The sequence below is a fragment of the Shewanella sp. VB17 genome, from assembly GCF_013248905.1.
Classification (GTDB): Bacteria; Pseudomonadota; Gammaproteobacteria; order Enterobacterales; family Shewanellaceae; genus Shewanella.
The window spans coordinates 4,656,237-4,676,372 of the sequence record NZ_JABRVS010000001.1 but is presented as its reverse complement, the minus strand read 5'-3'; the positions used below and the strand labels follow the sequence as shown (position 1 = coordinate 4,676,372).

The 20,136-nt window shown below is 38.0% G+C and carries 14 protein-coding genes and 1 pseudogene; 10 read left to right on the top strand and 5 right to left on the bottom strand.

Annotated features, from left to right (window positions below; translation table 11 throughout):
- The first annotated feature begins 365 nt into the window (after window positions 1-365).
- The 4 genes from HQQ94_RS20110 to HQQ94_RS20095 all read left to right on the top strand — a co-directional run bounded on the left by HQQ94_RS20110 (window position 366) and on the right by HQQ94_RS20095 (window position 5,221).
- Window positions 366-689, top strand: a complete 324-nt coding sequence (locus HQQ94_RS20110; RefSeq protein ID WP_173296091.1) for a methanolan biosynthesis protein EpsI — start codon at window positions 366-368, stop codon at window positions 687-689.
- Window positions 682-2,019, top strand: a complete 1,338-nt coding sequence (locus HQQ94_RS20105; RefSeq protein ID WP_173296090.1) for an SPFH domain-containing protein — start codon at window positions 682-684, stop codon at window positions 2,017-2,019. Before HQQ94_RS20110 ends, HQQ94_RS20105 begins: the two co-directional genes overlap by 8 nt.
- A gap of 207 nt (window positions 2,020-2,226) precedes the next feature.
- Complete coding sequence (locus tag HQQ94_RS20100; protein ID WP_173296089.1) at window positions 2,227-4,749, top strand: dermonecrotic toxin domain-containing protein; 2,523 nt, start codon at window positions 2,227-2,229, stop codon at window positions 4,747-4,749.
- 334 nt (window positions 4,750-5,083) lie between these two features.
- Window positions 5,084-5,221: a hypothetical protein gene (locus HQQ94_RS20095; protein ID WP_173296088.1), complete on the top strand. Its 138-nt coding sequence runs from the start codon at window positions 5,084-5,086 to the stop codon at window positions 5,219-5,221.
- Here the strand turns inward: HQQ94_RS20095 and HQQ94_RS20090 are convergent.
- Window positions 5,218-7,476 carry a nitric-oxide reductase large subunit gene (locus HQQ94_RS20090; RefSeq protein WP_173296087.1) on the bottom strand — a complete coding sequence of 753 codons (2,259 nt, stop codon included), beginning with the start codon at window positions 7,474-7,476 and terminating at the stop codon, window positions 5,218-5,220. The two genes, HQQ94_RS20095 and HQQ94_RS20090, sit on opposite strands and share 4 nt — an antisense overlap.
- 514 nt (window positions 7,477-7,990) lie before the next feature.
- Between HQQ94_RS20090 and HQQ94_RS20085 the strand changes: the two are divergent.
- Window positions 7,991-9,722 (top strand): annotated as a pseudogene (locus tag HQQ94_RS20085) (potassium/proton antiporter).
- A 163-nt stretch (window positions 9,723-9,885) separates the two neighbouring features.
- Here HQQ94_RS20085 and HQQ94_RS20080 read toward each other — a convergent pair.
- On the bottom strand, window positions 9,886-11,166 hold the full coding sequence (locus tag HQQ94_RS20080) for a hypothetical protein (RefSeq protein ID WP_173296086.1): 1,281 nt from the start codon (window positions 11,164-11,166) through the stop codon (window positions 9,886-9,888).
- 224 nt (window positions 11,167-11,390) lie between these two features.
- Here HQQ94_RS20080 and HQQ94_RS20075 point away from each other — a divergent pair, with 224 nt between their 5' ends.
- Window positions 11,391-11,810 carry a hypothetical protein gene (locus tag HQQ94_RS20075; RefSeq protein WP_173296085.1) on the top strand — a complete coding sequence of 140 codons (420 nt, stop codon included), beginning with the start codon at window positions 11,391-11,393 and terminating at the stop codon, window positions 11,808-11,810.
- Between the two features lie 51 nt (window positions 11,811-11,861).
- Here the strand turns inward: HQQ94_RS20075 and lpxL are convergent, their stop codons facing one another.
- On the bottom strand, window positions 11,862-12,788 hold the full coding sequence (gene lpxL, locus HQQ94_RS20070) for an LpxL/LpxP family Kdo(2)-lipid IV(A) lauroyl/palmitoleoyl acyltransferase (RefSeq protein WP_173296084.1): 927 nt from the start codon (window positions 12,786-12,788) through the stop codon (window positions 11,862-11,864).
- A 420-nt stretch (window positions 12,789-13,208) separates the two neighbouring features.
- On the opposite strand from lpxL, the gene HQQ94_RS20065 reads away from it, so the two are divergent.
- Window positions 13,209-13,688: a TetR/AcrR family transcriptional regulator gene (locus HQQ94_RS20065; protein WP_173296083.1), complete on the top strand. Its 480-nt coding sequence runs from the start codon at window positions 13,209-13,211 to the stop codon at window positions 13,686-13,688.
- An 18-nt stretch (window positions 13,689-13,706) separates the two neighbouring features.
- On the opposite strand, the gene HQQ94_RS20060 is transcribed toward HQQ94_RS20065, so the two are convergent.
- Complete coding sequence (locus HQQ94_RS20060; RefSeq protein WP_173296082.1) at window positions 13,707-13,976, bottom strand: hypothetical protein; 270 nt, start codon at window positions 13,974-13,976, stop codon at window positions 13,707-13,709.
- A gap of 265 nt (window positions 13,977-14,241) precedes the next feature.
- Here HQQ94_RS20060 and HQQ94_RS20055 point away from each other — a divergent pair, with 265 nt between their 5' ends.
- The 3 genes from HQQ94_RS20055 (at window position 14,242) to HQQ94_RS20045 (ending at window position 18,601) form a co-directional block, all read left to right on the top strand.
- The gene (locus tag HQQ94_RS20055) at window positions 14,242-16,026 is read left to right on the top strand and encodes an assimilatory sulfite reductase (NADPH) flavoprotein subunit (protein WP_173296081.1); all 1,785 of its coding nucleotides are present in this window, start codon (window positions 14,242-14,244) and stop codon (window positions 16,024-16,026) included.
- A gap of 81 nt (window positions 16,027-16,107) precedes the next feature.
- Entirely contained in the window at window positions 16,108-17,841 is a 1,734-nt protein-coding gene (gene cysI, locus HQQ94_RS20050) for an assimilatory sulfite reductase (NADPH) hemoprotein subunit (RefSeq protein ID WP_173296080.1), read from the top strand.
- Window positions 17,819-18,601 (top strand): phosphoadenylyl-sulfate reductase, encoded by a 783-nt coding sequence (locus HQQ94_RS20045; protein WP_173296079.1) that lies wholly within the window; start codon window positions 17,819-17,821, stop codon window positions 18,599-18,601. The genes cysI and HQQ94_RS20045 overlap by 23 nt, the downstream gene beginning before the upstream one ends.
- 207 nt (window positions 18,602-18,808) lie before the next feature.
- Here HQQ94_RS20045 and HQQ94_RS20040 read toward each other — a convergent pair whose 3' ends face one another.
- Window positions 18,809-19,720 (bottom strand): hypothetical protein, encoded by a 912-nt coding sequence (locus tag HQQ94_RS20040; protein WP_173296078.1) that lies wholly within the window; start codon window positions 19,718-19,720, stop codon window positions 18,809-18,811.
- Window positions 19,721-20,136 lie beyond the last annotated feature (416 nt).

Sequence of the window (20,136 nt, the reverse complement as noted above, 5' to 3'; positions counted from 1 at the left end):
TCTCAAAGGGGGAACAACCCATTTCTCGCCAAGAAGGCGTTAGATATCAATGATGCTATGGCCATCAGTAAGCTAACTAAATGTCAAATTAGCTCAATCAAAAAGAGGTTTTAAATTTGTTGTCTGATAAATAAAATATATCGTTATTCCTGCCTAAATTTCAAGAATAACTGACACGTTCGGGTATAGATATGAAGGTCTGATTATGTGTATTGTTTAGCTGTATTTTGTTATCATTTTCTTCTGTTTTTTACATTTTAAACATGTAAAATGGCCGTTGTTGTAATATTTATGCGCTAATGTAGCGTCATTCGGAAAAGCCGAATATCTAGAGCAATACGGGTAGTTACTATGTTTTTTATATCATGGGGTTATGTGTACTCATTATTATTTTGTGTTTGGCTATTTATGTTATTTATCGCAATATTCATCGAGGTCGAATAACCAAGTCGAAAGAATATAATGTGCTATTTGATGAAGATACAATAGTGGATGAATTGATCACTTTGCTTATCGAAAAAAATCAAAACCAAGAAAATGAAGATAAAACGATACAAAGTAAACAAGACATACTGGCAACTTTTATTGAGTTGCACCGTTCGGGTAGCTTCTGTGCTCAGTTGAGTGAAGAAGAGATCATCTATTTTGTGAAAAAGAAATTAAATATGGAGAGTTGTAAGCATGGATAGTTATGTACAAGAAGCTAAAAAAGAGACAAAAGACAGCCTAGTCACTCGTATTGGGTACCGTAACATTATTGTCATTTCTGCATTGATCACCGTATTGGTAGTGATTGCTATTTTATTTTCACAAATGATTGCTTGGAATGAAGCTGATGAACGGCTAGTTCACCAATCGGCCTTTACCGGTGATCTCACCGTGATCAATCAAGCTGGACCTTATTTCAAAGCTTTCGGTACTGTATCAGCTTATAAAAAAGTGATATCAATTAATTTTACGGGGGATATCGGTGCTACTGCGAATGCACTGGTATCATTAGTTCCAATTCGTTTTCTTGATACAACTACAGGTGACGCCAGAGGAGTTGCACGCTTTAGACTACCCGGTAATGTGCCTGCTAATGAATTAGGACAATTGAAGGGCTTACTTAAAATCCATGAAGAATTTGGTTCACAAGATACATTAATTTCCAATTTATTACTGCGCGCGACAACAGAGAATGTGAAGGCTTCAGCTAGAATGATGTCAGTTGAACAACATTATTCAGGTGGGAATGGTCAATTAAGCCAAGATTTTGCTGATCAACTCGTCAATGGTATTTTTGTTACAGAACAAATATTTGGTTCTAACCGCGATGAGAAAGCAGAAGATCAAAATAATCTAAGTAAACAGCAGCGTGTAACGATTAAAATAAAGCAAGATGTTGAAGGAAATAAACTACGTAACTCTCCTATTTTAGGAGCCTATGGGATCACGGTTGTCGATGCCAGTATTATTGATATTGATTATGAGAGCAAGGTTAATTCTAGGCTTGAAGCTCAAAAACAAGCTGCGGCGGATGAAGCGTTAGCTCGACAAAATTTAAAAAAGGCCGAGCAACAGGCACGTACTGAAGTCGCTCTTGGTGAACAAGCAATTGCTAAGCAAAGAGCTGAATCAGAAAAGTTAAAAATTAAGGAACAAATTGACGCTGAAAGAGTAAAAGCTAACGCGATTATTTCTGCGCAGCAGCGTGTCGCAGTGAAAGCTGAATTAGCATTAGAACAAGCGGAGATATTGAAACAGCAACGCCTAGAGGCTCTCGGTATGGATGTATTGGCAGAAGCCCGTCAACGAGCAAAATCAGCTGCATTGGACCCTAAATATGTTTTTGATCAAACATTAAAGGCCGAAATTCAAATTCAAACAGCTTTGTTCTCCAGTCTTGGAAACAGTCGGCTAGTCCCTGAAATTATGATCGGAGGAGGGGCAAATGAGCAAAGTAATGGTTCTGAATTTATGCGTTTGTTAGCAGCAGATGCTGCACTAAATCTTAAAAAACGATTGGAAAAGAGATAATTTTTATAAATTAATATATTTTATACCCAAAATGCCGTCACACATAATATGAGTCTGACGGCATTTTTTATATGTTTCTATAGCAGATATAAAATATTTTTATACTTTTTATCTACCATTATAAAAAATAATTAACATTGTGATGAGCTTTTTTTTGAGTATAATATATATGAATATATTATATAAGCAATTAAGTTGTTAAGTTTTATGAGTAAGTTTATTTTTTTATTTTTTTTAATTATGGTGTCATCTGGTGTTACTAAGGCTATATCTAATGAATATGAATATGAATATGAATATGAATATGAATATGAATATGGTGATGTTGAGCCTATAGGATCAGATTATGTTATTGTGACTCTTGATGATAATCCTGTCATATCAGCGATGTCAGTTAAGTATACTAATGAATGGAGGGCAAATTTTTTAGCTGATTTTTCAGATTTACTAACTCAATTACCTAATCCAAATACGGTTGCCAAAAAAGCCATGTTAACTGAATTTAATAAACTAGATCTTAGCTATATGGTTAATGCTTATATTGATCCGGATATTACATTTTATAATAAATTTAATGGCGCATTTAGTAGTTCAAAATCATTTACTGGTTGGCAGCATTCAGGTTCTGGATTAGTCAGTTCTATGACCTTGACTCAAGCTGCAGTACACAATGCTTTTAGTGAATTCAATGATTACTATCCAGGAGAGATAGACCAGCTTACAGGCATTTATAAAGTCGGTAAGGGAGAGGGCCTTTATAATGAATTAAATGAAATTCAAATATTACCTAGTGTAATATGGGATATCATTAGCCGTGTCGACATTCAAAGTTTGTATGACAAGAGTGTTATTGAATTTTTTCAGTTAAATGCTGATAAATACACGCGACTTAATCGTGATGCATTTTTATTCCATGCTATTGAAATGTATAAAAAAGGCCTATTGAATCTAGATGAGGTTTTTTTAGCTCGATCAGTGGTAGAGAATGGTTCTAGGGCTAAAATTCATAAATTTGATATTTATGAATATGAATCAAATGATATTATTGTTATAGAATCAACGGATGAAAATGCAACAAATGGTTTATTGTACATCCCAGGTTTGAGCACACCATTTATTCCTTTTCGTCATAAAAGTGAATTAAGACACCTGTTACAAATGGCTTTAAAATCACCATTAATTCGGACTGTATTTTCTCAACATTTTAGCTTATATAATCGTCAGAATGGCGAGACGTTTTATGGTGTTGATACTGCACTATATGGTATTGCCATGGGGAATGATGACTGGGATAGCTCTTATATCATGATGAATGAAGATGAAACTTTAATCACAGGAGATGTATTTGTTGCCAGAACTAAAGCGATGAAAGCAAGACTTATCAGTGATGGCGATGTGCAGATTAAATCTAATAATGAGGTAACTCGAGATTATATTTTAGGTGTTATCAATACGGTTTTTTATTTATTTCCAGTTGTTGATCTTATTGCGCCTGAAATTGGCATTCCGCTTGGTATTGCTTTATCTGCAACGCAAGTGAGTTTAGATATGGATAAAGCGATAACGGGTGACACAGAAAATGAGCGATATTTAGGCGCTAGAGGTGCTGCTTTTGATGGTGTTTTATTGATGACTCAAGTTATTCCTGAAGCCATGAGTTTTACTTCTAAAGTGAAAGCGACATCAAGGTTATATAAAGAGACTGAAGATATTGCTAATGCGACTAAAGGAGAAAGTGGTTTAGATCCTGTCAGTCAGTTTAGGCTAAACAGTGAAAGAAGAAATGCCGATGTTAATCTTGATTTGAGTAAAATATCAGAATTTGAGGTAGATAATATTAAGGGCGATGTGATTTATAACTTAAGTGGTGATCTCGCCGATGATAGTATCAATATTGGTAGAATAGAGTCTGAAAAATTCACTTATTATGTGAATCTTGATGTGGATGCAGATAAGACTGTTTTTGCGAATTCAAAGCGGTTGATATTGGATGCTCACGGTGGAAGGGAAGCTGAGGCTCTAGAGTATATTAATAATCCCAATTCATCGATAAAACTGCAAGGAGAGACGGTCACAGTACCCAAAGGAATGAAACTTAATTTCTGGTCTCCTGATGATTATTTGTTACGTAACCCGAACATACCTGATTTTATTGAAAACAGGGAGCACTTGCATCCACATACTCAAGTGTATAGTGGTTATCAAGCGGGGTATGAAACTTACTCAACCAAAAATGAAATAGATTTAGAAAGTTTATCGAATACTCACCGTTTCCAACTGACTGCACAAGATTCAACTGGAGTTAATTCAATTGAATTTCGTAAAAATCAATTGTTGCGTAAGAGATCACCCTCCACAGAAGTCATTGTTGGGAAATATCGTTTTTCACATTTTGATAAAACCGATCAATCTAAATTAGTTGGTAGTATTCGTAATATTGCTTTACGCGGTGAATTACCACCGATTGTTGTGACGGTCCCAGCTTCACTAGGTTCTTTAAGAGGAGAAAATGCGGCAACCTTAGCTGATCTTTTTCAGGAGATTAAAACTAAATTCCCTGAAATAAACGAGGTGGATATGGTGACTTGTAGAGAGGTTTATAGCAAAAATTTGAATAAGTCTATTACAGGAAATCGTGCTTATAGTGTGAAATATCCTCAAAAAAAACCGATTTCCCCAGACAATTCTACTCGTCATGAAGGCCATATTGAATCTGTTCATTATCATTAACTAGTGGTGCTGTTTAAACAGAATTTAGGTCGTTGTTCGGCTGGCACAACTCTTCACTTTATGGGTTGTACCAGCCTCACCGTTGCAAAGATGGACTTTACGAATGGGGCGGCTTATAAAAAGCTCATGGGTTTTATGACTTGGCTATTTAAGCGGTTTGGCGTCAAGGAGGTGATAACTCAGGTTAAATATAATAAGTAGATCACGCCAGTTATTTTGATCATTTGATGGTAAATAGGAAACGGCTCAAATACCACACTGAAACCTAGGCCAACAATAATGACTATGGATAAAAAACCAAAGCATATGCCTAATATAAGGAAGGCTGCGTTTTATGCCAAAATTTAATCCTGATGTCATTATTATTAGGTTATTTGGACCTGAGTTGATCGTTACCGATGCAGCAAACATCATAATATTGGTGCAAATCGTATTAAATTTGCATGGATATTGCTGCATACTCTTCGCCTAGCCTAGCCTAGCCTTGCTTATGGCTTTTTGAATTATGTCAAATAAAAAACAGCCGAGTAACATGCCACCTAGTCCAAATAAGACATCACCAAATATACGCATCCATACCAGTTGCTCTACGAGTGGACTATGGATCACCTCTGGTGATCGCGCGAACCAGTACCCATGCTCTACTACGGCGAAGAACTGTATGATACCAACAGGTAATAAAGACATCAGGATCATGGCGGCAAGACCGATGTTTAATGTCCAAAAAGCCCCCTTTAATAGTTTTTCATTCCACAACATTTGACCGCATAAACCTCGTAAACAAAAGAGCATGAGTCCAATACCTAACATGCCATAGACGCCCATAAAGGCACCATGAGCATGGCTAGCCGTTGTATTAAGTCCTTGAATAAAATAGAGAGCGATAGGAGGGTTGACGAGAAAACCTAATATACCTGCGCCGACTAAGTTCCAAAATGCAGTGGCAACGAAAAACATAATAGCCCATTTATACCTGCTCATCCATGGGGCTGCTTGACGAAGGCGGTAGCTCTCTACGGCTTCAAAACCAATAATTGCCAGTGGTACAACTTCTAAAGCTGAAAAAATCGCCCCCCAAGCAATGACCGATGTGGGTGTACCGGTGAAATAAATATGATGTAATGTGCCGATTAAGCCACCCGTTAGGAAAATAACTGTAGCGAATAGTACGGCTGCATTGGCGCTACGAGTACGGATGAGTCCAAGTCGGACTAACATTAGTGCGATGACGGAAGTTGCAAAGGTCTCGAAGAAGCCTTCAACCCATAAATGTACTACCCACCAACGCCAGTATTCAGCAATGGCTAAGTTAGTGTGTTTACCCATAAATAGGCCTGCACCATAAAATAAGCCTATGGCGACACATGAAGCATAGAGTACCCAAATTACTGGGCGTAATTCTCCTGTTATTTTTAGTGCAGGACGCATCGCGGCGGTAACTAGGCTCAGCCAGATAAGTAGCCCACCGAGGAGTAATACCTGCCATACACGACCAAGATCAATATATTCATAACCTTGGTGACCAAATAGGAAGTTCATATCCAGATCGAAATATTGTTGAACCCCTAACCACTCTCCTGCCATCGAACCTAGTACAACAATCACTAAAGCTACCCAGAGAACATTAACCCCAATACGTTGAAATTTAGGCTCGTGTCCAGAAAGTGCTGGTGCAATATAAAGTCCGGTGCCTAGCCAAATCGTTGCGATCCAGAAAACGGCTAGCTGAGTGTGCCAAGTTCGTGTTATTGAATAAGGCAGGAGCTCTGATAGCGGAAATCCATAAAAATTTTGACCTTCAACAGCATAGTGAGCCGTGATCGCACCCAATAGAATTTGAAATAGAAACAGCCCTATCGCGGTAAAAAAGTATTTCCCCACTGCTTTTTGTGAAGCTGTGGGTTTATTAAAAAAGAGTGGGTCTTGTTTTGAAGGGGTAGGCAAAGGCTCGTGTTTACCGCTGGCATGATGCCAGGCGAGTGCGCCAATGCCAGCGATTAATGTGACAATACTTAAAATAGACCAGACGATATTATCAGATGTGGGCAGGTTACCAATTTGTGGGTCGTAGGGCCAGTTGTTAGTGTAAGTATATGTTTCATCAGGACGTTCAGTAATGGCGGCCCAAGCTCCCCAGAAGAGAAATGCATTGAGCTGCTCACGACGTTTGAGATCTGGAACCGTTCCTTCTTTCATTGCGTATTGTTCACGCAAACTTGATAGTTTTGGGTCATTGCCAAATAAAGAAAGGTAATGTTCTGATACTTTATTTATTGCTGCAATTCGCGTATTAGATAGGCGGACGAAGGTATCGCCATTACTGGTTTTAATGACACTGTTATGACGCATATCCTCTTTAAGCATCTGCTCCAAACCGGCTTTGGTTTCATTATCGAGATCTTGGAAACGTTGCTGGTATCTATTATCGGCAGTGATATCTAACCAAGCTTGGGCTTCTTTGTGAAGCCAGTCAGCAGTCCAGTCAGGAGCGACATAAGCGCCATGGCCCCAAATCGAACCTAATTGATGCCCGCCCATAGATCGCCAGACTAATTGACCTTGTTCGATATTATGTTGGCTAAAGACAATCTTACCGCTGCTGCTGGTAAATGCCTTTGGAATGGGGGGCTTTTCACGGTAGATCTCGCTGCCTATACTTAGTAGTACAGTGAAGGATGCAATTAGCACGGTAATAAGTGCGAATACGGTCAATTTTGGTTTACTCATATTACCTCTTTTACGCGGTTATGTATTTTAGGTGATATTGAGTGTAAGCATTTTTTATGCCATAGATTAAAGTTATGACTTTAAAGTAATTGTTGTTAATTATTTCTATTTCTGACGTCATTATGACACGGTTTTTATTGAGTCATAATGACACCAAGCGTCATTATGACTGTGTCTGATAATAACTGTAAATGACAGAGACTATGATAAATATAGACGTTGGCAATGAAATTGGCTTATATAAGCTGTAAAATCTAGAATACTTTCAGGATATCATTACTTATTGCTAATAATTTTGTATTTTAAAATAAGTTATACTTTGATTTTAAATGATTTTTTATTTGTTTTTTAGTATGAATTTGTCCTTGTTTGTTTTTTGTGGTTAGATTGATTAAATTTAATGTTATCCTTAGTTGTGGTTGAGTTTGTTGATGTATAATAGCCAGGGCATGATAGGTTAACTTTGTCGGGGTTAACGTTAACACTGAGGATTATTAAGCTTAGGGAGTTCATTATGAATGCAGAGACTATCAATCATTTTTTTCTTATCGGGGCATTTTTAATTGCTGTCAGTGTACTGTTAAGTGCGGTTTCATCTCGTGTAGGTGTCCCTATTTTATTAGTCTTTCTCGGTGTCGGTGTGCTGGCTGGTGAAGATGGTCTAGGTGGTATTTCTTTTAATGATTACTCCGTTGCTTATTTAGTGAGTAATTTAGCCTTAGCTGTGATCTTACTTGATGGGGGAATGCGTACTCAGGTTTCCAGTTTTCGTGTTGCCTTATGGCCTGCTCTTTCTCTTGCCACCTTTGGTGTGGCGATTACTACTGGCCTCACAGGATTGATGGCTGCCTGGCTATTTGATCTTCATTTACTACAAGGTTTATTGATTGGTGCCATTGTTGGTTCAACTGATGCCGCTGCTGTATTTTCACTACTTAAAGGCAAGCGTTTAAATGAACGAGTAGGGGCTACTTTAGAGATTGAATCTGGAAGTAACGATCCCATGGCAGTCTTCTTAACTGTGACTTTGATTGCGATACTTGGCAGTGTGGGTGAAAATGTGTCTGTTAGTTTTATGGCTATCAGCTTTATTAAGCAATTTGGCATCGGGGCTATTATGGGAGCGGGAGGAGGTTGGTTATTGTGGCAGTTGATTAATCGCACTCAATTGGCTGATGGCTTATACCCTATTTTAGCGTTAAGTGGTGGTCTCATTGTATTTGCTACTTCAAATTACTTAGGGGGGAGTGGGATTCTATCTATCTATTTATTGGGTCTACTTTTAGGCAATAATGCAACTCGTGGACGCCATGCAATATTAAATGTACTCGATGGTATGACCTGGTTAAGCCAGATAGGTATGTTTTTAGTTTTGGGTTTACTGTTAACTCCTTCTGAATTGACAGATGTGGCTATTCCTGCACTATCATTGGCTTTCGGTATGATTTTATTTGCGCGACCTATCTCTGTTTGGTTAAGTTTACTGCCCTTTCAAAGTTTCAGCGCTAAAGAACGTTGGTTTATTTCTTGGGTTGGTTTACGTGGTGCAGTACCGATTATTTTGGCGGTATTTCCTATGATGGCGGGGTTAGAGAATGCACAGCTTTATTTTTAACGTTGCTTTTTTTGTTGTATTAGTTTCTTTACTGGTGCAGGGATGTTCATTAGGGCGTGCTGCGAGGTTGGCGAAGGTGGATCTCCCTCCAATCCCTAGTCCTATATCACGCTCAGGGGTTGAAATTTATCGTAAGAGTGAGTGGGAGTTGTTTGTTTATCGTCTTAGTGAACATAAATGGTGTGTTGGTGAGCCGCTGAGAAAATTGAATATGCCACGTGGTACTCATATTGCCGCATTGTATCGAGGTTGTGAGATGTTACACCCCTCAGGAAGTACAATATTAGGCTCTGGTGATACCTTATGTGTCTTAGGTCATGAGAAAGATCTCGATGCATTAGGCACGTTATTTAGTGAAGCACCTATGACTAAAGTATTACCGCGCTTTTTTGGTGACTTTTTCTTAGATGTTGACATTAAATTGTCAGCACTTGCCCCTATTTATGGTTTAACATTAAATGATAAAACATCTTGTATGTCAGTAGGTGAACTGATGAGTGAACATTTAGTGGGTGAGCATGTCGTCGGTGATCAGTTTGAGTGGCAATCCCTGTACTGGATTATTTTTGAATTAGAACAGGGTGTAGCAACGAAGGTGGGTATACGTTTACCCTCAGAGCTTATAAAATGATCTTGATGTGCGTTATACTAATTAGTTATAGAGCATTTTTCAAATATTGAGTTGTTTTAGCAAGCTAATTTTCAATGGCTCAGTTAGACAGATAATTAGCAGTCTCCTTTTGGAGGAAGAAGGAGACTGTTTATCAGCAGAGCTTAAAGTGGGATAATATTTATTAAAATAATTTTTTTATATAATTTTTATCAGTCGCTATTTTAATTGGCATGTCTACTATAGTTTCTCTCAATACACCGACTTTACGAATATCATTCATCACATTCTTTTTATGTTCGGCTTGTTGTTTACTTTCTTTATCTAATTTGTCTAATTGATCCTTTTTACCTAATTGATCTAACTTTTTAACCTGCTGTAACTCAGCATTTTTTACTTTTTGGTTAAATTTTTCTGAGATAAGATTGGTCTTGGCCCATCTGCTCAATCCCTGATCTTTTGTCGAGACAGGCTCATTCAACATGGATTGTAGAGAACGCCCGTAGGCTAATGTAGCTCCCTGTTCAATCTTACTTTTTTGAGCCATGACTCTAGTATTGTATTGATGACCTTCATCTTTAGATTTTATGATATCAAATTTATCTATTTTGGGATTATTTTTTTCAAATGCAGAGTCCTCAGATAAAATTGCAGGCCCATAAGCCCATGGATCCATAACAATTTTTTTCTCAGTTGTTATTTTTCTCATCACTCCATTCTCATCTTTAGTGTGTTCTTTCGTGCTGGTAGACAAATGCGCCCATTGATGATCAAACCCTTTTTTACTTACCTGATATATTTCCTCTCCTTCTTCCATTTTATTTGCATGAATAGCGTGAACGACTTGAGCATGCTCACCGCAATTACCTGTTTTAGCGAGCATAGCAACCGCTGGTTGTGTTGCTATTCGAGTGGGTAAGTTATCAGAGGTGGTTGAGTTGTACTTATGAGCATAGCCTCGCAATGTTCGCAAATCATGATGTGGTTTAAAATTGTTAATTTTTTTAGCTTCGTTACTATACGAGCTAGGTACGTTTGCGCGGCCATTACTTAGTTCTGATCGTGTTTCATTGACTGACGCATTTGCGCGAACCAGACTATTTATTATTTCTTGGGAGGGTTTTTCGTTCAATTTAGCTTTATCATTTAGGTATCGGTTTAGCTCAATATTAGGCGATAGCTTATATAGCTCAATGTTTGAAGAAGTCTTTTTTATTTTTAGTTCGTTGGGAGAAATATTGTTTAGAATAGTCCGTATTCTATTTTGTTTATTTATATTATTTGTTTTTCGAAATGTTTGTTTTAATCGAGATGTTGTAATGTTTTTAATATGTTTTACATCAAGTTTTTCTATTTTTTTTAATTCGTTAGTAGATACATTTAAGCCAAACTTTACTCTGATTTGTGGTGGTATGATGGTCATATTAACCTTTTTATTGTGTTTTTGTAGTTTTTTTTGGAGCATGCGGCATTTTTTTGTCAGTCGTCAATTAGTTTTTTTTTGCTTTTTAATTCAAATATTTATTTTTTCATTTGAATTCAGCTTGTTTTTTGAACAGCCTGAAGTTATCCCCCCTCTTGCTGCAGACAACACTTTCTATTTATAAAATTACAACTAATTATGATAGAAAAGTATCACCTTTAGTATTAATGTTCTGGTTATAAAAATAACGAATAAAGAAATGCAGCATGATCCGTAATCCACTTTCATTTTTACAAAATATTGATCAAAATATCTCTGTTTTAGTCCGTGATGCACTAAGTGAACTGGGAGTTGAAAATGAGCTCTTAAATAATTTTGATTTGCACTCTACTATAGAAATAGCATTGTACGATAGTCTGCCTATTAATATTTCTTTACATGAGGATAGATTGTTGATTTGGTCTTCATTATCAACAACTGAAGAGCTATTAATAACCAATGCAAGGTTACTTATTGGTGAAATAACAAAGCCAATTGACGGTGTCGAGGGGAATGGATGTTTTCTATTAAAAATAGAAGGTTCATATGACTTACGTGCTGTGATTAATCTGGATTCACTTAAAAATAATCAATTAGATAATATTTTAATGCAGTTTCATGAGCGGCTGAAACTTATCGATTTTTAGTGTGTATATGAGCGTCTAACTTATCGTTGATAACAGTATGTTTCGATAATGTTACTTATATACTGAAGGGTCGTCTTTATGTGGACGTGTTTTAAATCGTTTGTGTAGCCACATATATTGGGCACGATTCTTATTAATTATCTGCTCGATAATATCATTACCTCGCTTCGCATCTTCAATTTCGTCTTTAGTTGGGAAGTCATCTAGAGGTGGTGAGATTTCGATACTATAACCCTTGTCATCAGCATTTCGCTCAACACGGAAGGGTAAAACTTTCGCTTTGCCAAGTCTAGCTAAGGTGGTAGCACCTGTAATAGTAGCAGCATCCGGCATGGCGAAAAATGGAATAAAAGCAGCACTTGAACGACCAAAATCTTGATCTGCAGTATACCAAATGACATCTGGCTTACGAAGGCAACGAACCATCTGACGAAGATCGCGTTTAGGAATTAGAGCTTTGTTCGATCTAAGCCGCCCTTTGACCTGTAGGTATTCGATGACCGGATTATTATGAGGCCGATAGACACCGACTCCTGGCTGAAATTGACCAAATATTCTGGCCCCCATCTCAAGCGGGAGGCAATGGACTGCGAATAAAATAACACCATGACCATCACTTAGTGTTTGTTCTACATGCTGTTGGCCTTTCATGTTCATATGACGCTTAATTTTTTCATCTGACCACCACCATGCATTAATGGTATCAAAAATCGCTTTGCCTGTTTCTTCGAAGTTTTGGTTCAGTAGTTGACTTTGCTCTTGCTGACTCATGTTTGGAAAACACAATTCTAAATTACGCTTGGCAGTATTGACTCGGTCGTCAATCATCTTTTTTGCTAAACGGCCTATAATTGCCCCTAGCTTCATTTGCATTGATAAGGGGAGCAGTTGAGTTAGACGCATAAGAGCGACACCTAGCCAGAGCAACCAGTATCTTGGATGACACAGATGATTTGAAAATTCAGCTTTTTCGACCACGTTAAACTCAGAAATGACAAGTTAGGTGGCTATTCTAACGTACAATGAGCAAAAAAATAAAAATTATTGTTGTTTTTGACTCTTATTCATCACTTCATTAATGGTAGAGGTGATATGTGTGAAGCTAATAAGATTGAATATTATAACCCATTTTTTGGGGTGTATAGGAATAGAGGAACAATGGTTTCTGAGCTGGCGTTATTGTGATAAAACATAGCCAATAATAACGGGTAAAATATTAATAGAGTATTGAATAAAATGATAAATTCGTTTTTTACATTTTTAACTGAACCTTAGCTGAACACTTTTCTATTAGTACGTCTATTGAGCAAGTTACTAAAGAATTCCCTAATGTGGTTTGTTAAGATCTATTCTCATTATTTTTAAGTCATAAAAATATCACGAGTAGGAGATCATCAGGTGGCCAAGCGTTCAAAAATAGAAACAGAACAAACGATTAATCATATTATGAATGAGGCGCTCAAACAATTGTTGACTCTTGGGTATGACGCTATGTCCTATACTACTTTATCAAAAGCGACAGGGATAAGCCGTACTGGAATAAGTCATCATTTTCCCCATAAAGTCAATTTTGTTGCATGTCTAGATCCTCAAATCAGTTGCCTTTTCTTGGATGAACTCGATTTTAGCAGTTTAGATACACTTGAAAATTCATGGTTAACATCTTTAGAGAGTAAGACAATATATATGATTCTCAAGTTGTTTTTTAGTTTATGCGGTGACGTAACTCATGATGTGACTTCGTTTAAGGCGATAAGCTTAGTTTACGAAAAAGCGGCTAATGCCTTCGGTGTAGCAGGGGAGCGTATGATAAGTGTTCTTCTGGGGAGAAGCGCGGTAATAATGTTGTCTCAAGCGACTGAAATTAATGTAACTTAACTATTAATAGAGGTGTTTTTAGACCTGTTTAATGTTTTCTCTAAGTATTAATACCGGATTAAAGTCTATTTCTCCTGTGCTGTCGATTGTTATTATTTTATGATCTTGTCTCGCCACAGCGAGTTTTTCATCTGAGGATTGTCTAACAAAAAGAAGCTGGAAGCCAATTTTTGTTAATGTATAAAATGCAAATATTTGCGCGGTAGACAATAGATGCCAGTGTTGTTCGCTATCCGGTTGTTCCAACCTTTTGTTATTGGCACTTGGTGTGATATCAATTGAATCCATTTGAATTTACACCCCTCCATAATTAGCTTATTTATTAATGTCAATACACTATATAAGCAGATGTTTCTATATTGTGCAATGTTTGAACGTATCTTAATCGTATCTAGCAAAAACCTACCATGATGGTGATCATAAAGACACAGGCATTTGATGTGTCAATTTTATCCTATATTCCAAAAAGGAATTAAAAATCATATTTTATTCTTTTTTGCTTTTTAACATAGGGGCTAAGCTAACAGGCATTACACAGATATAGGGCTGTTCCATGTTGTTAAAAGAGCTTTCATCGTTCGCTTCTCCTTTGTCCCAAGGACAAGTAGAAAAATTAAAACAGCTCACCTCTGAGCTGAGCACCGTTCAACTTGCTTGGGTAAGTGGCTATTTATCTGCTACTGCGGAGCAGGGAGCCAGTCAAACTGGCGATGAAGCTGCGCCAGCGCAGACACTTACTATCTTGTATGCGAGTCAAACAGGCAATGGTAAAGGGGTGGCTAATGAGTTGGCTAATGAAGCCAGAGCTCAAGGCTATGCAGTTAACTTGTCATCGATGGGTGAGTATAAGGTACGCCAACTTAAGCAGGAAACGGTACTGTTAGTTGTAGTCAGTACTCATGGTGAAGGGGAAGCCCCAGATGATGCCATCGAGTTGCATAAGTTTTTAGCGTCTAAGCGAGCGCCTAGTTTAGCGCATCTACACTACTCAGTATTAGCGCTAGGTGATTCAAGTTATGAGTTTTTCTGTCAAACAGGTAAAGATTTTGATGAAAGGTTAGCAGGTCTTGGTGCGACAGCGATTCAGCCGCTTGTAGAGTGTGATGTCGATTATGAAGCGTCAGCTCAATTGTGGCAGTCTGCTGTATTGCAAGCGGTTAAGCCCTTGATTGAAATTAGAGGGGCCAGTGTTGTTTCAATTTCACCTTCTGCCAATATTAACGAAAGTCAATTCACTAAGCAAAAACCGTATGCCGCTGAATTATTAGTGAGTCAAAAATTGACGGGTCGCGATGCAGATCGTGATGTACGTCATGTTGAAATTGATTTAGGTGAGTCAGGATTGATTTATCGAGCGGGTGATGCTTTAGGTGTTTGGTTTAGTAATAGCGTCGATTTGGTTGATGAAATCTTGGTTAAACTGTCTCTTGATGGAGAGTCTCAGGTGACGCTTGGTAAAGACTCATTGTCATTGAGGCAAGCCTTAATTGAGAAGAAAGAACTCACACAACTTTATCCAGGGTTAGTAAAAGGCTGGGCAGAATTAAGCGGTGATGCTGAGTTGCTTAATATTGCTGCGGATAAAAAAATGACGCGTCAGTGTATATTAAATAATCAAGTTGCTGATTTGATTTTACAATATCCTGCCAGTATTAGCTCTGAACAATTACTTGAGTTGTTACGTCCTATTACTCCACGCTTATACTCCATTGCATCGAGTCAATTAGAAGTGGAGTCTGAAGTTCATTTGACCGTCGCGCTTGTTGAAGATGATCGTGGTGGCGTTACCCGATTTGGTGGTGCTTCACAATTTTTGGCTCAAGCAAAAGAAGGCCTAGCAATTAACGTTTATGTCGAGTCGAATAATCATTTCAGATTGCCTGAAAATCCTGATATTCCAGTAATAATGATTGGCCCTGGAACTGGCGTTGCTCCATTTCGTGCTTTCATGCAAGAAAGGGCAGCGCAAGGGGCTGGGGGAGACAGTTGGTTATTTTTTGGCAATCCACATTTTGAGCAAGATTTTCTTTATCAAACAGAGTGGCAACAGTCTTTAAAAGAGGGTTTTTTAACGCGTATTGATTTGGCCTTTTCACGTGATCAAGCGCATAAAATTTATGTTCAGGATCGTATTATTGAACAAGGTGAGGAGTTGTGGAAATGGTTGGAAGCAGGTGCTCACCTTTATATCTGTGGTGATGGTGAACGTATGGCTAAGGATGTTCATCAAGCTTTATTAGATGTAACGGTCAAGTTTGGTGGTAAAACAGCAACAGAGGCTGAAGATTTTTTAGCACAGCTGCGCAGCGATAAGCGTTATCAAAAAGATGTGTATTAAGAACGATTCTTAGCAATAAACCGATAAAAGATGCAGTGCCAAGATGCATTGCACGAATAAAAGATGAGTGAGGCTGTGGTCATGTCAGATGATAAAAGTGTACAAAAAGTGGAAGCGTTATCAGTAAACGAACACCTGAAAACAGACAGTGATTTTTTGCGGGGAACGATTAAGCAAGGATTAGATACTGCAGTGACAGGCTCTTTCAGTGAAGGCGATCAGCAGCTAATTAAGTTTCATGGTTTTTATCAGCAAGACGATCGTGATTTACGTAACGAACGTAAAGAGCAAAAACTTGAACCTTTGTATAGTTTTATGCTGCGTGCCCGTGTTGCTGGTGGTGTTTGCAGCCCTGAGCAGTGGTTAGGGGTTGACGAGATTTCCTCGACATTAACGAGCTCTAACAGTATACGGTTAACCACACGTCAAACTTTTCAATATCATGGGATCTCTAAGCGTAACTTAAGAACGCTTATTCAAAGTTTAGACAGTAAAGCATTGGACTCTATTGCAGCTTGTGGTGATGTGAACCGTAATGTGATGTGCAATCCTAATCCAGTTGAATCTCGTTTGCATGAGCAAGCATATTACTGGGCTAAACAGTTATCAGACCGATACCTCCCACGCACTAAAGCGTATGCCGAGATCTGGCTGGGCGATGATAAAGTCGTCACAAGTGAGGGGGATGATGTCGAACCTGTATACGGTAAAACCTATTTACCGCGTAAGTTTAAGATGGCCGTTGCTGTACCACCAGATAATGATGTCGATGTTTACACCAATGATTTAGGTTTTATTGCTGTTGCTGAAAAGGGAGAACTAATAGGTTTTAACTTAGTGGCTGGTGGTGGAATGGGCTCGACGCACGGTGAAGTACAAACCTTCCCACGTCTCGCCGATGATTTTGGTTTTGTTAAAGCTGAAGATACCTTAAAGTTTGCCGAAGCCATTCTTAAAGTTCAGCGTGACTGGGGGAATCGCTCTAACCGTAAACTTTCAAGGTTGAAATACACCATTGTAAAGTATGGTTATGAGGTGTTTAAAGCAGAAGTAGAGAAGCGTGCAGGGGTCAAGTTTGAGCCCAAGCGTGATGTCGTTATTGGTGATCGCGGCGATCGTTATGGTTGGATTAAAGGGGTTGATAATCAATGGCACTTAACCCTATTTATAGAAGGGGGGCGAATTAAAGATTTACCTGGCCAGCCATTGCAAACAGGGTTAAGAGAAATCGCAAAAGTGCATAAAGGCGATTTTCGTATGACGTCGAATCAAAACTTTATCATCGCCAGAGTGGCTGAAGAGGATAAAGCTGAAATTGAAGCATTAGCAAGAAGTCACGGTTTGATGGGCAAGGTGATCACGGAAACCCGTGGGCGATCTATTGCGTGTGTGGCTTTGCCTACATGTGCGCTTGCTATGGCTGAAGCTGAGCGTTATTTTCCTGATTTTTTAACGAAGGTCGAATGTTTGCAGGAAAAACACGGTTTCCTTGATCAAGGTATTGTTATTCGTATGACGGGCTGCCCCAATGGATGTGCGCGCCCATTTGCAGCTGAAATTGGCTTAGTGGGCAAAGCCCCTGGTCGTTATAATCTGTATTTAGGGGCCAATTTTGAAGGAACACGTTTAAATAAGTTATACCGTGAAAATATTCAAGAGGCTGACATTTTATCTGAACTCGACAGTTTGTTTGCCCGTTATGTGGCGGAGCGAGAAGAGAAAGAAACCTTTGGTAACTTCACGGTACGTATTGGTGCAGTGAGCGCGGTAATTGATGCCGCTAAGGATTTCCATGAGCAGAGCAGTCATGCCTGAATCGAGAGCGCTTGATTCTATTGTTTCTTGCGATGAACTGTTAGCATTACTTAGCGCATCGACTATCGAGCAAAAAGCTGAGCTTGAGCGGATCAATATTTTTTTGCTAGGGTTAAGTTCAGCTCAACGTGTTGCATGGGCACTTGAATACTTACCGGGTAATCATGCTCTTTCGTCAAGTTTTGGTATTCAAGCCGCAGTGATGTTGCATTTGGTGAGTAAGCAAAAAAACGACATTCCAGTCATATTGACTGATACTGGTTACCTCTTTCCCGAAACTTATCGTTTTATTGATGAGTTAACTGAGCGTCTTACGTTAAACCTTAAAACGTATTCAGCTGTATTTAGCCCAGCTTGGCAAGAGGCTAGATTTGGCGCTCTGTGGGAAAAAGGCCTAGACGGATTAGATCAATATAACCGTATGAATAAGGTCGAGCCTATGCAGCGGGCGCTGAGTGATAATCAAGTTGGTACTTGGTTTGCGGGTTTGCGTCGTTCGCAGTCAAGCACTCGCGAAGCCTTGCCTATTTTGGCGATTCACGGCACACGATTTAAAATATTACCTATTTTAGATTGCAGTAATAAAGATATTCATGAATATTTGACACTGCATGACTTGCCTTATCACCCATTGTGGGAGCAAGGCTATGTCTCAGTAGGGGACATTCACTCAAGTAAACCTCTGGAGTTAGGGATGAGCGAAGAAGAAACGCGCTTCAATGGTTTGAAGCGTGAATGTGGTCTGCATTTTGAGATTTAAAATGTAGATATTAATGTTATGTATAATTGAATCCCTACTGATTTTTTGATTTTTCAGTGTCATTAATTATTTTTCAAGCCTGTGAGGAAAACAAAATAATTTTAATAAATTTTAAAATGACGATGATAATTTTATTTGTAATATAATGCTGGTAACACATAGTAAATATATCATGCTGAATTTTACTATGTGTTATTGTAAAAATAATTAATGACTATGTTTAAAGTGTACAATGTATTTCGGATTCATTGCTTCTGCTTTTTTTAATAAAAACTCATTAGTTCCGCTTGATATTTTAAATGGGTTGATTCCATAAGCTTGAGCGCCTCGACTAACAACAGAGTGTCTATTATTCTTAATATTATCTATACCATCCCTACGCATATGTTCATGTTTTTGCACGAATGGATGTCTGAATTTAGGTACGCCTAAAATAACACTAGAAATAACAACTAAAGACTCAACTGAAGAGCTTCTATCATAATCTAAAAGATAGGGGTCCTGTGTATAGCTAATTACTTTTCCCATTGAGTCAGAGAAATATGTTCCTTGCCCTAAAGCGCCATATCTAGGTTTTTCTGCGGAGCCATGATTTGAACTTAAATCAGGTCTAAATCCACCTTCGGCAATTTTTTGTACAATATCATTAGATGTCCCATGAAAAAGAAACACTTCACCGATACTCTGATCCAAGCCATGAGTGAAATGTGTCGTCGTTGGTTTTATTTTTTCTAACGTTTTTTGTCCTGCTTCAATAGTAATTTTTTGTTTATATTCACGATATCGCTGTTCAAGAAAAGGATTAGAAATAACTTCAATTTTAGTTATTTTTATCGGGCCAGTTTTTACCCTAGGCGCTCCACCTCTATCACCTTCTTTAAGCCGAAGTCGTGCCCTAGTTTTTTGTGCTTCGGTTGTCGTAGGAAGATCTAAATAAGCTTGTGCTCGTAGCATTCTGACGTCTTCTTTTTTAGGAGAAGTGATAGGTTTCAATACTGCAGAATTCATCAAGTGCTGTTCAATAATATTATACATTGGATCATTTTTAGAAAGCTCTGATATTGTACAGGGCACTGAACCGTTCATTGAATGAAGAGTTGATTTTGAGCTGGTATTCATATACTTTTTGAACCTATAAAATAGTAATCACTGTAAATAACATCTTTAGATTCATTTGTTTGAATCTAAAGTAATATTACCATTTTAAACTCTTAATAAAAATGATTTTACCCTTTAAATACAATGTGATACATATTGTGATTAAAGGGCGAGAGTTAATGTTTTATAGTTACTATCCTCACACCGTATTACTGCACGAGTTACACATAATCACCACAAAATAGATCAAGTTCACTAATTATTTGAACAGAAGAAAAAAGTAAAAGCATCATACATGCTTATTAAGTGTATTCGGATAACAGTTTGTTTAACATTTTCAAAGTGATTAGAGATTGTTATGTCAGTATTTTTAGTGGCATTGCCACTTCTTTTTCATCTGTATTATCTCCGATATTAATCCTGTACTATTAAGGTCA

What these genes read in the sequence shown, in the direction of transcription:
- HQQ94_RS20040 (WP_173296078.1), bottom strand. Translation starts at nt 19,720, where the DNA reads ATGAATACCAGCTCAAAATCAACTCTTCATTCAATGAACGGTTCAGTG.
- HQQ94_RS20075 (WP_173296085.1), top strand. Translation starts at nt 11,391, where the DNA reads ATGATCCGTAATCCACTTTCATTTTTACAAAATATTGATCAAAATATC.
- HQQ94_RS20060 (WP_173296082.1), bottom strand. Translation starts at nt 13,976, where the DNA reads ATGGATTCAATTGATATCACACCAAGTGCCAATAACAAAAGGTTGGAA.
- HQQ94_RS20100 (WP_173296089.1), top strand. Translation starts at nt 2,227, where the DNA reads ATGAGTAAGTTTATTTTTTTATTTTTTTTAATTATGGTGTCATCTGGT.
- HQQ94_RS20055 (WP_173296081.1), top strand. Translation starts at nt 14,242, where the DNA reads ATGTTGTTAAAAGAGCTTTCATCGTTCGCTTCTCCTTTGTCCCAAGGA.
- HQQ94_RS20110 (WP_173296091.1), top strand. Translation starts at nt 366, where the DNA reads ATGGGGTTATGTGTACTCATTATTATTTTGTGTTTGGCTATTTATGTT.
- HQQ94_RS20090 (WP_173296087.1), bottom strand. Translation starts at nt 7,476, where the DNA reads ATGAGTAAACCAAAATTGACCGTATTCGCACTTATTACCGTGCTAATT.
- HQQ94_RS20080 (WP_173296086.1), bottom strand. Translation starts at nt 11,166, where the DNA reads ATGCTCCAAAAAAAACTACAAAAACACAATAAAAAGGTTAATATGACC.
- HQQ94_RS20105 (WP_173296090.1), top strand. Translation starts at nt 682, where the DNA reads ATGGATAGTTATGTACAAGAAGCTAAAAAAGAGACAAAAGACAGCCTA.
- HQQ94_RS20095 (WP_173296088.1), top strand. Translation starts at nt 5,084, where the DNA reads ATGCCAAAATTTAATCCTGATGTCATTATTATTAGGTTATTTGGACCT.
- HQQ94_RS20045 (WP_173296079.1), top strand. Translation starts at nt 17,819, where the DNA reads ATGAGCAGAGCAGTCATGCCTGAATCGAGAGCGCTTGATTCTATTGTT.
- cysI (WP_173296080.1), top strand. Translation starts at nt 16,108, where the DNA reads ATGTCAGATGATAAAAGTGTACAAAAAGTGGAAGCGTTATCAGTAAAC.